Source organism: Dapis brunnea BLCC-M229 (assembly GCF_050015995.1).
Lineage (GTDB): Bacteria > Cyanobacteriota > Cyanobacteriia > Cyanobacteriales > Microcoleaceae > Trichodesmium.
This window is the reverse complement of record NZ_JBNHEP010000288.1, coordinates 106,023-119,654: the sequence shown is the minus strand read 5'-3', so window position 1 is coordinate 119,654 and position 13,632 is coordinate 106,023. Positions and strand designations below refer to the sequence as shown.

The following is a 13,632-nucleotide window of genomic DNA, read 5'->3' as shown; positions in this document are numbered from 1 at the left end:
ATCTTCCTCAAATTTTATGACTACTAAATTTTTCCCAACTTCAGGAAATCAGGAAAAAGTAAACCAGAAAAATCATTAATTATAGAAATAGCTAGGAGAAATTTGATTTAAGCTCTTGAGATACATAAACTGCGTAATTTCATTGGGCAGTATTGTTGAGGATAATTGGGATTAATCATTTATCTGTTTTGGAGACCAAACCCCTACCTAGTAGATTCTCCCCAATTAAATTCTCTAATCAATCTTCCTCAAATTTTATGACTACTAAATTTTTCCCAACTTCAGGAAATCAGGAAGAGGGAAAAAGTCAAGCAGAAAAATAATTTGGGAATTACTTTAATATTAAAATCTAACTTTTTGCTACTTCTAACCAACTATCAAATAATCCTTGATGACTGACAACCCATTCTTCAGCATGACGGCGAATATCTACAGGTTTATTCTCCCCATTTTTAACTTTTTCCTGTTGAATATCAACATCCTCAATCGGAATCTCAATCTGTTCAAATAAACGTTGAGCAACTGGGTTAGTCTCCAAAAATTTCTTATTAGCTAATATTCTGACATTGTCAATGGGAAAACCAAGATTTTTATCATTAAATGAAGTATCTTTTTCCGTGAAATTTTCCATAGTTCCTACTAAAGATGTGAAAGGAACATTCAACCATTCTACATCTTCTCCTTCTCTTAAAACAGAAGCAAACCAATGGGGTTTCCAGGCATAAAACAGAATTGGTTTTCCTTGACGATAACGAACTAAAGCATCTGCCAATAAAGCAGAATAATCTCCTTGAATGTGCTCAACAGTATCCTCAAGTCCGTAAACCTGCAAATGATGATTAATAACTCTTTCGCACATCCAACCAGCAGTACAACCAATTAAATTTGCCAGACCATCACCATCAGAATCAAAAAGTTGAGCAATTTTTGGGTCTTGAAGTTGTGATAAATCAGTAATATTGTATTCATCAGCCGTTTTTTTATCTATCTGATACCCCATACTAGAATTAGAAATAAGAGTTCCCAACCTTTCTAACTTTTCTTCCCCACCATTATTGTCAAAAAATTCTTGGTGACCAGCTTCCCAATGGGTTCCAGTAAAATCTACATCACCATTACCAACAGCAATGTGCATTGCTGGAATATTCAGTTGCTTGTGACCTTTCACCTCATAGCCTAATTTTTCTAGTCCAATATCCACAATTTCTGTGATAAATGTACCATAGGTTTCCATATCAGAACCTGGACGAACTACTATTCCTTTCCCTGGTAATGACTCTTCTGTTGATTTTATAGTTGTTTGAGACATTAATTGCCAACCTGTCACACCAACTAGCAAAGCAAACACAATACTTATCCCTAAAGTTGCTTTATCGCGTTTCGACAACCCAAGAGACCGTAACCATCCAATCGGACCACGCTCTTGCCAAGACTGAATACTACCTTGACTAACACCTTGAGTAATACGGTCTAGCATTACAGCAATTAATACAATACCTAATCCCCCTACCGCAGCTAGTCCAACATTCAAACGTCCTAAACCTTGCAATACCATTTGTCCTAATCCCTCTACCCCAATCATTGAGGTAACAACTGACATTGATAAAGCTAATAAAATAGCTTGGTTTGTCCCAGCAAGTATAGTAGGTAAAGCCAAAGGAATTTGTACTTCCAATAAAACTTGTTGGCGAGTTGAACCAAAAGCAAGTGCAGCTTCTACCGCTTCTGGAGATACTTGCCTAATACCGAGGTTAGTCAAACGAATTAGAGGGGGAACTGCAAAAACAAAAGTTGCTATTATACCAGAAACTTCTCCAATTCCAAACAGCATTACTACAGGTACCAAGTAAACGAAAGTTGGAAGAGTTTGCATAGCATCTAACAGAGGTCGCAATACTCTATTGAAGCGATCGCTAACCGCACAGATAATACCTAAAGGAATACCAACCAACATACAAAATATTACGGCAGTAAGTATTAAAGATAGGGAAACCATTGCTGCTTCCCAAGCTCCACAAAAACCGATAATAATTAGAGCTATAAAACTGTAGATAGCTATTTTTCTACCTGCTAATTGCCAGACTAGCAGAGCAATGATTATCAGAAAAATTAAAGGCGGAATTGCTATAAAAGTCGATTTTACTATTTCTAGAGTTCCGCTAATTGGTAAGCTGATAGCTTGAAATATAGGACGAAAGTTGTCAACCAGAAAATTAACTAAATTATTAATCCATTCGTCTAGAGGTAAAGTATAAGATTGAAAAGGATTCAATAAATTGTTTAATACTCCTTGAGTTTCAGCTATGAAGTAGTGAGATAAATAATTGAAAATAAACACAATTGACTAGCTCCTGTAATGTTGGTTTAATCCAAATTTTTATTTGATTGCCCCAAACTTTTGACATCCTCCCCAGGCTTAAGGCACAAGGATTCCTGCCGAGCCGAAGCTCCTTGGTGGGTTGACGTTTCACAGACTACTGCTACCTTGATTGCACTCTTACCCTGGCCTCCAGGTCCATTTAATGTCTCGGACTGTCCGCCCGCGACTAATATATTTATTGCTGCATTTTCATCACGGTCGTGCTTTGCACCACAATTCAAACATTCCCATTCTCTTACTGAAAGGTCTAACTTTCCACCTTTAAATCCACAACATGAAAACTTTTGTGATGTTGGTTGCCATCTACTAATTACTCTACAATCACGACCGTATTTCTCCGCTTTTTCTTCTAAGTATGTTCTTAATTGTCGCCAACCTAAATCAGAAATAGCTCTAGATAATTTCCGATTTTTTACCATGCCAGAAACATTCAAATCTTCTAAAACAATTGTTTGGTTTTCACGAATTATTTCAGTAGATAATTTATGCACAAAATCTGTCCTAGTATCTTTTAATTTTACATGAAATTTAGCTACTCTCAATCTGGCTTTTTCATATCGTCTAGACCCTCTAGTTTTATTAGATAATGATTTACTTAATTTTCGTTAGCGCAGCTCCTCTGAAAGAGGCTACTTTTTAATCCTTTTATTTAATGATGTAGGAGCATTAACCTTTTTACCGTCGCTAAATTTAGCAAAGGTTTTGATTCCTAAATCTATACCTACGGAATTATCAGTTTGAGGTAAAATTTCAGGTAAAGTTTCTACTACAAAGCTTAAGAAATATCTAGCGATTCGCGAATCGCCCCTACAATCTTTGATAATAGTTACTGATGATGGAGCAGCAGATAACTCTCTAGACCAAGCTATCTCAAGCTTTCCAATTTTCGCTAAATAAACTTTATCCTGACCAATTTTAAACCCCCCTTTTGTAAACCTAGCAGTCTGTTTTGATTTCTTACTTTTGAATTTAGGAAGTTTAACAGGATTTATTGCGTGACCTTTAGTTGATTTAAAAAAGTTTTGATAAGCCTGGTTTAAATCATTTAAAGATTGCTGCAATGGAATGTTAGAAACCTCTGATAACCACTCTCTATTTTCAGCCTTCTTAGCTTGAGTGATAAACTGTTTTTGTAGTTCATAATTAGTAGGTTTCTTTTCTCCCAATCTATACTTTTCTCCACAACAAGCTAGGCTATCGTTCCAAACAATACGAACACAACCGAATAGCTTTGCTGATCGGTATTTTTGTCCCGGTATTGGATATATACGATACTTATATCTAGCTTTCATAGTCTTAATTTAAAACTTAAACAAAATAATAACATATTTTTTGTTGAAATAATCATCAACCAAAGAGTCGCCTCAGAGTTGCTAGGTTTTAGAGACAATTTTTCAGTAAAAAATATCCTTTAGGAAAGTATAAGTATCTACTATTGATTTAATCAGAATTTTTATTTGGTTGCCCCAAACTGGTTAATACATCAACTGCTTCTACCATACCTTGAAACTCTTTTTTCTCGTTAACAACTGCTAGGGGAAGTCCTTGTTTGTAAGAGTAAAAAATATCCTCTAGGTGAGTAGAACTATCAACTATTGGAAAGTCAGTTTCCATAATAGCCATAATATCCTCTTTGCCTTCTTTGAGACTCCTTTCCAAAAGCTGTTTTTTCACCAAACCAATAGGTTTATTGTACTCATCAACTACATACAGAACTTGGAGGTTATGGTTTAACATTTGCTCCAAACCAGAGCTAACAGAATATTGACCAATTCTCAGGGAAACTCTTTTACTAATAACTGAACCTACCCGAATAACTTGAGCAGAATTTACTTCTTCAGTAAAAGCTCTGATATAATTATCCTTTGGATTAGTAACTAATTCTTCTGGCGTCCCCAATTGAACAATTGCGCCATCTTTCATTACGGCAATACGATCGCCCAATTTCAAACCTTCTTGCATATCATGACTAATAAACACTATAGTTTTATGCAATTCTTTCTGGAGTCGCAATAATTCATCTTGCATCTCTCCCCTCGTCAGTGGGTCAAGAGCACTAAAAGCTTCATCCATCAATAAAATATCTGCATCAGTAGCTAAAGCACGAGCTAAACCTACCCGTTGCTGCATTCCCCCACTCAAAGAGGTAGGTTTATAATCTGCCCATTTCTCTAAACCCACAACTTCTAATGTTTCTAAAGCTTTCTGACGACGATCAGTTGCTTCAATTCCCCGCACCTTTAGTCCATACCCTACATTTTCTGCTACTGTTTTGTGAGGAAATAACCCAAAGCGTTGAAATACCATGGAAATTTTATTCAGTCGTATCTCTCGCATCCGTTTCTCATCAGCATGAGCAACATCTTCACCATCAATATAAATATGTCCGCTCGTAGGATTAATTAGACGATTAATGCAGCGAACTAGGGTAGATTTTCCCGAACCAGATAACCCCATTACCACAAATAATTCCCCTTGACCAATCTCAAGAGATACATCAGCTAATCCCAAAACATTACCTGTAGACTGTAATATATCGTCTCTTGTTTTCCCCTCTCGAAATAACTTGAGAGCAGCAAGATGTTTTTTGCCGTAAATTTTAATTAGATTTTCTATAATTATTTTGGCAGTCATACCTTTACCTTATGAATTATAATTTACCGAAAAATTAAGGTTTCAAGCATCTCCTTAATTATTTAGAAAAAAAATTATTTTTGCCAATCCTCTTCTTAAAAAGTTTAAGATATACAGCCTATTCAATGTAAGTTTGCTCCGCCGATAATAGTAGATTTTCTCAACAAGAATAACATCTTAATTTCAGACTTCAAAAACTATTTAAAAAGCTATTACTACTACATTTCATAAACCACCGCATACGCTTTAATTATTAATTATTGAAAGTAGTTTTCAGCTTAGTAATATCATGTTTTTTTAAGATGCCCACATCTAAAATTTTTAGGGAAAAGCTTTATTGGAAACAGGAAATAAAGGGAAATTTTGTAGATTCTCTCTAGAGAGAAAAGTACATTTTTATTATGCCTAATTCATACAATTTGAAATCATGTTAACTTTTAATCTTCAACTCTTCCTTTTCCAGAAGAAGATTTTTCATCAATTAATTAAATTTAAAATCCTCTATGCACCCAGTATAAATATAAATAATAACATTCTTTTTAATAAGAGTTATTTATTCATTTTTTAAAATCCTAAATTTTCCCATTATCACCTATTATTAATTAGCAGTTAGTTAACCTTATTCAATTAATAACGTTTTATTCTTAAGATAACGTTTCTCAACCAACGTTAAGTACAGTTTTTTTCTTGTTTTCTATTCCCTGCTTTCCAAGTTACTGCTCCCTACTCCCTAAAATCAACCAATTTTGTACCTTAAAAGTATGGGAATTGCTATATTATTTTAATTCCCAATAAAAACACTCCAGTCTCCCTATCCTCATTTATACAAACTTTTCCCTGTTCCCTGTTGGCTTTTATTTATATAGGTTTTCACTCATGTTGACTACAAAAATTATGCCCTCTACCCTCAGTATAAGTGCCTTTAAGCCAAAATATATGTATTCTATGTTAATGAAAACTGCTATATAACAACTATTCAATTAGACATGATCTAACCAAAATTATTGAACCTAGCCAACAATTCAAAAGTGCGACTCAGTTTCTCTCCGCTATTAACATCTTATGGATGATAAAAAAATTGCTCTTGAAATTCATCAATTAGCGGAGAGATTTGGTCGCTTTCGGAACAATAATTAAATGCTGCTCCCTGCTTTATTCTAAATTTTCAAAACTGAAAATTCAACATTGCTCCATTTACTAAAAATCATCAATTTCCTTGAACTTTAACTTTATCTAGAAAAAGTCCGATATTGCCACTTGTTAAGAATATGATGTTCTGCAATCATTGCTGGAGTTTGTAACTCAGAAATTTGTTTTTGTGAAGCCTCTATTGTCTCAGATTGGTTATGATATTTTTGTTCTAATTGAGTCAGTTTATTTTGGTAATCTGCAATTATTTGTTTCTGAAATTCTGACTCTTTTTCTAAGGCGTCATAAGTTTCCTGTGGTATCATTGAAGCAACTATGGATTCCAGATTTTGCAACTTATTGAGTTGCTCTTGTAACTGATGCTGCAAAGCTTCATAATTTTCTTTGGACACCATTAAATCTGCTTGTGATTGGAAACTTTCCAACTCAGCTTTTTGCTTTTCTGAATGTTTTTGTAAAGTTTCATAACTTTCTCTTGACACCATTGTAGTAACTTGCTCTTCTAGGTGTCGCAACTTATCTTGTTGTTCTTCTGACTGACGTTGCAAAGCATCATAACTTTCCCGCAACACCATGGAAGCTAATTGTACTTCTAGTTGCTGTAGTTGATTTTGTTGCTCTTGTGATTGGTGCTGCAAAGAATCGTGAATTTCTTTGGACACCATCGAAGCTACTTGCTCTTCTAACAGTTCTAGTTGTACTTTTTGCTCAACAGACTCTTGCTGCAGAGTTTCGTGTACTTCCTGGGAAACCATAGAAGCTAATTGTACTTCTAGTTGCTGTAGTTGATTTTGTTGCTCTTGTGATTGGTGCTGCAAAGAATCGTGAATTTCTTTGGACACCATCGAAGCTACTTGCTCTTCTAACAGTTCTAGTTGTACTTTTTGCTCAACAGACTCTTGCTGCAGAGTTTCGTGTACTTCCTGGGAAACCATAGAAGCTACTTGTGCTTCTAGTTGCTGTAGTTGAGTTTGTTGCTCTTGTGATTGGTGCTGCAAAGAATCGTGAATTTCTTTGGACACCATCGAAGCTACTTGCTCTTCTAACAGTTCTAGTTGTACTTTTTGCTCAACAGACTCTTGCTGCAGAGTTTCGTGTACTTCCTGGGAAACCATAGAAGCTACTTGTACTTCTAGTTGCTGGAGTTGAGATAGTTTTTCCTGGGAATTTGCAATTACTTTTTTATCTTCTTCTAATTGTTGTTGTAAACTTTCATAACTTTCTCTTGACACCATGGCAGCCATTTGGTTTTCCAAATCCTTTACCTGTGCCATCTGAGATTCCAACTCTTGCTGTAAAGTCTGATAACTTTCCGATAATTGAGCTTGTGCTTCTACAGACTCACTTAATGGTTCTGGAACTGTTACAACATCTACTTCACTGTCGGGTAATTCATTTTTGCTCAGAGCATTGTTAACTGTATCCGACTGATTATTCAAATTTGCTGTTATTTGTGCCGCCTCTCTCAAAACCGCAAGGTCTCCTCTGGCGATGCGCTCAACTAGCTCAGACCTTGATAAACCAAGTTCTTTTGCTATCTCCTTTAGCTTCTCAGCGCTAGTGGGAGTAAGAGATACGCCTACTTTAACCTTGCTTTCTGTATAAGAGGTGGCACTACCACGTTTTTTTGACATTGGCATTCTCCTTGGCCACCATACTTTTTCTAGTATACCCTTTAATGGTATTCCTTAATTAATTAAGGTATTCCGATATACTGCATAGGATACTTATTTTGTCCTAATTCACTTACTAATCAGTAATTTTTCAGGACTTATGCAAAGACACCATATATAGTAGATATGATCGATTAAAACTATAACGTCTTAGTATATGTAGTGTTTATAAATTATGGTTTGCATTAGTCCTGTTGTTCTTATTCCATACCAAAACCAAAGCCAAAAATTAAGAAAAAACTCCAGAAAGTTTAGAGTAAAAGTCCTGGAGTTTTGGCTCAAAGCTAAATTACAGAAGATCCCAAGTATGTGAGGTGATCTTAACGTTTAAACCCCTGTAATGCGGGATATTGCCTGCTAGCAACTGACTGAGATGAAATTTGCCATATATGAAATACTAAAATTTTTGCTGCATATTCCCCCCACTTTTTCAGAGTTTGGATAAATTTTTTATAAAAAAAGTTTTTGTCTGTTATTGCGCTGTCGATATTTGAAAAGGAGTTTTAGCAACCGGATTTGGTATATAGGGCTACGCGCAAGTCAGAAGTCAATCCACCCCTAACCCCTCCTGGGAGGGGAAGTAGGGGCGAATAGCCATTCGCCAGTACAGAAGTCAGAAGTAATCCCTGACTAACTTTTAGCGTTTGTAAATGTCCTAACCTTTGCTTCGACTGCTATCAAATCTACTACTTAAAACTCGATTAACCCCGTTCATCAAACCTAGTATAAAAACCACCATACTTTACCCAGTATTGTTTTAAATCGTGGTGAGGTGTATGGAGACTTGCTTTGGCTTGATAAAGAATTACTTTTCTATGATTACCAATCCAAATTTTCTTAATAGGTTTGACAGATATCAAACTGCCGCCCAATGTTTGAACACATTCTGTAAATCTATCAATAGTAGAATACTCTACAGTTTCAAATAAAAAAAAATTTCCTGAGCAGATTATATGGCGACTTCTAATCCAACCCTGTAATTTCTTTTCTGCTATTGGTGGCAACATTTTCTTTTAGCACTCCCTCAAGACTATTTGATGGCTGCTACCTTTTATTTTTGAAGTACCTGGACAAAATTAACTATACATTATGGGTCGATACAGATTACCCAAAGAGCTAAGAAAAAATCAAAACACAACTCAATAGTAAATATACAAATAATTTTGTCTAACTACTTAATTCGTATTCGGTAACTCATTGGCAAAACTTGTTTGTTTTTCAAACTTTAAAGGTCCAGATTCTGAACCCCATACTTGTTTGTGTGTATTAATATGCATACCTCTATCTAAGCTAATCCATGTATTTTCAGTTAACTCTACTTCACTAACTAGATAAGTTTCACATCCTCTCTTATTAATTAAACATTTATTTCCCGGTTCAACGCTCCCTAAAAATCTTTCTCCGTCTCGTTTAAACACCATTGAACAGTTGTAACGACGTTCTATATTTTCTGGAGTAATAGTATGTAAAATATCAAGTTCTCTTGCTGCACCTGCATAGAGAATGGGGTCTTTAAGACTATAGTTTTCTATATAAATATAATCGCCTTTATCTATAAGTTGATGAACTCCTTGACGATATGGACTCCAGAGGTCATAGTCATAAACCTGCTCTGAATAAAAACCTATACCAGGAAAAAAATTATCTGCCAAAGGTCGGAAAAAAACATGGATATGAGCATAAAGAGTCGGATTTTCAAAGGCTTGTTTTTTGTTACTAAAATCTCCTGCCATCCAACTAGCTAGAGTAATTAAGTTATTCAAATTTGTCTTATCTTTTGTCTGGGAAATATTCATAGTCTTCCCTATTTCTTGTTCAATTATTTTTGCTTTTTATTATCGAGTTTTTTCAGGAAAATCATTTATTTATATAATTAGCCAGGCATAATTAAATGTAAATATGTCCGCAGCAACTGAAAAGGAGTTTCATTAATTGATAATTGATAATGGATAATTGATAATTACCTCTGGTTAAAACCGCTCGGGAATTGAATATTGGGAAATTTAATAGCACTTTTTTTTCCCTTAAAAGGGGAGGCTTTAAACCAGAATTAATTAATTAATTAATAATTCGGTAAGAAAGTCATCTCAAAAGTTTGAGTTCAATAAAAATTGTCTGACATCGTTATACAAATTAATTTTAAAGATGTCGCCAATCGTTTTAAACTAAAGATGTGAAATAATTTCCTGAAATTGCTGAACGTGTCAAAGTTTTGAACCTATAAAATATTAATGTATGACTTTTTACTTTTGACTTCCGTCAAACAGTATTAGGTTTATTCCCACCTACCAACTTACTTATTGTGATGATTCTACCAATTATTTTTCCTCAGTTGACAAAGAACGAATTTCTGATGAAAAAGAAGCAGTTAATACACCATTACCATCACTCGTTTTAATCAACGATACTCTAAACCTGACATTGGGAGTGCCAAACCAAATTTTTTCTTCAGCAGCAGCACGGTCATATTCTGTATGTAAAATAAAAGTGCCATCTTCAGTAATATGATATTCTCCCGCAGCAGGAATAGTTTCTGCATACCCTTGGGAACGTAATAATTTTCCTTTTTTGAGATTATCTTGATCGGGTATTGGTACTAAGACACAACTACCTTCTAGAATTTCATTTTCATCCCAATCTGATTCTCCTTCCCAACTCATCTGAAAAGGAGAAATAGCTTGAGCAATATCTACTCCACTAGACTTACACAATTCTATTACTTCTGGAGCATTTGTTGGTAAAGAAACAATATCTATTGTCGAGCGAACTTCTTCAAAATGACTAAATGCTAAATTATGGCCACTACGTTGCGATCGCCAACGTCCTATAGAACGTTCGACAAATTCTACGACATCCATACATTACTATCTTTAAAAATGATATTTATTGAGGAACCTATTTGATATTATCAAATCCTGTTTTACAGAAAAATTAAGGTTTCAACCCTTTCCTGTCACGGATAAAAAAGAAAAAAAATCTTTTTATCAAATCCTCTTCTCAAAAAGAATAGGTAATTATTAATTGTTAATTATTAATTATTAAAAATTACTCCAAATAAAAACCCGGTTTCTTGGGAGTAAAACTATTCCTGCCATATTTTCAGGAGAAACCGGGTTTTTTAACAACAACTTACCAACGGATAATTGATAATTAATCAATCCTGTTTAGAGCCTCTCCTAATAATTAATAATTAATAATTGATAATGAAAGAATATAAAAATTGCTTTTTCGTACTTGAATAAGCTTTTTTAACATCTGGTATAGGTTGTCATTAATCAATCATTATCCATTGTTCATTATCAATTAATGAAAGGTTCTTGACTATTGATTTAAGCAACCTCAGTAATTTTCAGGATTTTTCCACCTGTTTTTTGAATGCTGTTAATTTTTGAAGTTAGCTGCTCATAAGATACTGTATATGTAGTTGCACTCCGCTTAACAACAGGACCAATACCAGTTTTACTAACTGAGATTTCAAAACGTTTAATTGTGTTGCTATAAGGTCCACTTACAGTAGCAGGTTCTGTAATTTTCGTACCCATATTAGCAGCTAAATCTAAAGTCAATCGGGAAGGCTTATTTCTGTCACTTGTAGCATATCCTCGTTCCAAAGCAAATGTCCGATTAAACGTTACATTTTTCATGCCAACTACAGTGCTAGTACCTTGTGGGTATGGAACAATATTTTCCCCAAAGTTTTGAATATACTCGTCACTGTTTGTGTAAGAATCAATTTCTGCTTCGTATCCTTCTTCGTTACATATACGAACGTGTTCAGAAATTTCTGTCTGGTCTTGGGGAGCACGACCTAATATATGCTTAAAGTTTAGTTCTATGAATCCATAAGGAGAAGATGATTCAAAAAACAAGGAGAAATATAGGTCTGATTTAGCAACCATATTAACAAATTGACGGACGGATATTTCTCCGTTTTTCAGAAATGATTCGGCGCTAGTTAGACGTTGGCTTTCCATTACATGGATATTTCCCAAAACTTGCTTATAAACAGCTCTAATCACAGCTTCTTTTTCATCTTCTGTCGCATTAGAACGTAGTTCTATTGGATCGATTTTGTCTACCCAAAGTGACATTTTTAACTCCTTTATTTCAAAGATTCTGATTTTTTTTTCTATACTATCCTTGCAGTGTTCATAGCTCATAGCTAATCGTCGATCATACATATATAAACAGAATAACTATCAACCATGAACTACTGCAAATTTTTTAAAAAATTTTACCCTTTCTTATTGTGGATTTAATTACTAAATCATAACAACTTTATTGTTTAATTTCAATTTGAGTTATTAGCTATCTAGCAACTAACCAATTCCGAAAAAATGAGTAAATAATTTTCTGATTTTAACTCCTAGTTAATAGGAGTAATACTGGAAATTACACCACCTTGCTGATGAATCCTTTGGTACTCTTTAGAAAGTTGATCGAAAGGCACCAAAAATACCTTATTGCTACGGCGGAATTTGGAAACACGATTTACTACCTTTGAGCTATAGTTTGTTACTTCAACGCGGTAAACTTTACCACTAGAACTAGCTCCTACTCCATGTCTACTTCTACTACCCAAAGGTGTATCTTGGAATGACCAACCATCGGAACCACCAGAAGGAGGAACTACTGCCAAAGGTGTTTCTTGAATCACATATTTATTCAAAGCAGGGCTTTTTCCAGGTAAACTTCCTTTGAAGTCGCTGCTGGAAGCTCCACGCAATAGTTGGAACATATGAGTAAAACCAACCATTTTTTTGCCAGTTTGGGTTTTGTAACCTCGATAATAAGGAACAATATTTTCCCCATAAGCACTGCTATATTCGTCACTATCAATGTAGGAATCAATATCAGCTTCAAAACTTCCTTCATCCAGGATTTTGCTATGAAGCTTCATGTCATCGTAGCCATCGGGAGCGCGACCTAAAAAGTGCTTAAAATTTAATTCAACTGCGCGATAGCGGGGGCAACTTTCAAAGAACCGAGAACGATACAAGTCAGAGCGTCCAACTTGACGTACAAATTCACGGACAGTAATTTCGCCTTCTTTAAGTTTGGACTCTGGTACACTGAGTCTTTCACTTTCCATGACGTAAGCATTGCCCAGAACTTGCCTATAGACAGCTCGAATCACAGTTTCTACTTCTTCTGATGACCGTCCGGGCAACAGTTCCACAGGTTCTGTATCTTCAAAAAGGCCAACCCCTAACTGAGATGCAGGTCCAAAAACCATTTGAACTATCTCCTAGGTGAAAATAAGGTTTGCTGAAAAAAATGTATTTTTTAGTTACAAAACTGAAAAACTTGGACTCATTGCTAAAATCTATTCCTGAAGCAGGACTTGGATTGTATAAACTTATGAGCCTATTTTTTTTAAGTTTTATACTTTTTTGGAATATACACTGCTACCAGGCTCTTAATTATAAAGAATTATAAAGTTTTGTAAGCGTATAGAAATATACACTGGATCTTTTCTCATCAAAGATTGTAAGCTAGCAATTAAGCTAAAAAATTATTCTTGCAGTTAAATATTTAGCAATTTTTAGTAACAACTAGGCAAAAATATATGTTTTAAATCACCAATTTTTCACAATTTAATGTTTAAAAGACTTTTCAACAATTAATAATTAATAATTATTATTATTATATTAATTGTTGAAAATAAGAGGATTAACTCAAAGGAATTTTTTTTCTTTTTTCCCCTTAAAAGGGGAGGCGCATACCCACAATTTCTCGGTAAAAAAAACAGGTAATACCAACTAAAAAAAAGAATGTTATAAATAATTTGAGTGA

Annotated in this window: 8 protein-coding genes and 1 pseudogene; all 9 read right to left on the bottom strand. The window is 34.6% G+C overall.

Annotated features, from left to right (window positions below):
- Positions 1 to 349: 349 nt before the first annotated feature.
- The 9 genes and pseudogenes from proX to ACP6PM_RS33475 all read right to left on the bottom strand — a co-directional run bounded on the left by proX (position 350) and on the right by ACP6PM_RS33475 (position 13,072).
- On the bottom strand, positions 350 to 2,338 hold the full coding sequence (proX, locus tag ACP6PM_RS33515) for a glycine betaine/L-proline ABC transporter substrate-binding protein ProX (RefSeq protein ID WP_426591165.1): 1,989 nt from the start codon (positions 2,336 to 2,338) through the stop codon (positions 350 to 352).
- A gap of 26 nt (positions 2,339 to 2,364) precedes the next feature.
- A pseudogene (locus ACP6PM_RS33510) lies at positions 2,365 to 3,672 on the bottom strand (RNA-guided endonuclease InsQ/TnpB family protein).
- 148 nt (positions 3,673 to 3,820) lie between these two features.
- Positions 3,821 to 5,014: a quaternary amine ABC transporter ATP-binding protein gene (locus tag ACP6PM_RS33505; protein WP_426591164.1), complete on the bottom strand. Its 1,194-nt coding sequence runs from the start codon at positions 5,012 to 5,014 to the stop codon at positions 3,821 to 3,823.
- A gap of 1,229 nt (positions 5,015 to 6,243) precedes the next feature.
- The gene (locus ACP6PM_RS33500) at positions 6,244 to 7,797 is read right to left on the bottom strand and encodes a ribbon-helix-helix protein, CopG family (protein WP_426591163.1); all 1,554 of its coding nucleotides are present in this window, start codon (positions 7,795 to 7,797) and stop codon (positions 6,244 to 6,246) included.
- A gap of 740 nt (positions 7,798 to 8,537) precedes the next feature.
- Positions 8,538 to 8,843: a CpeR family transcriptional regulator gene (locus ACP6PM_RS33495; protein ID WP_426591162.1), complete on the bottom strand. Its 306-nt coding sequence runs from the start codon at positions 8,841 to 8,843 to the stop codon at positions 8,538 to 8,540.
- Positions 8,844 to 9,011: 168 nt separating this feature from the next.
- Positions 9,012 to 9,632: a chromophore lyase CpcT/CpeT gene (locus ACP6PM_RS33490; RefSeq protein ID WP_426591161.1), complete on the bottom strand. Its 621-nt coding sequence runs from the start codon at positions 9,630 to 9,632 to the stop codon at positions 9,012 to 9,014.
- Positions 9,633 to 10,154: 522 nt separating this feature from the next.
- Positions 10,155 to 10,694: a phycobiliprotein lyase gene (locus ACP6PM_RS33485; protein WP_426591160.1), complete on the bottom strand. Its 540-nt coding sequence runs from the start codon at positions 10,692 to 10,694 to the stop codon at positions 10,155 to 10,157.
- A gap of 471 nt (positions 10,695 to 11,165) precedes the next feature.
- Positions 11,166 to 11,927, bottom strand: coding sequence for a phycobilisome rod-core linker polypeptide (locus ACP6PM_RS33480; protein ID WP_426591159.1), 762 nt, complete (start codon positions 11,925 to 11,927; stop codon positions 11,166 to 11,168).
- A 275-nt stretch (positions 11,928 to 12,202) separates the two neighbouring features.
- Positions 12,203 to 13,072 (bottom strand): phycobilisome rod-core linker polypeptide, encoded by an 870-nt coding sequence (locus ACP6PM_RS33475; RefSeq protein ID WP_426591158.1) that lies wholly within the window; start codon positions 13,070 to 13,072, stop codon positions 12,203 to 12,205.
- Between the last annotated feature and the right edge of the window lie 560 nt (positions 13,073 to 13,632).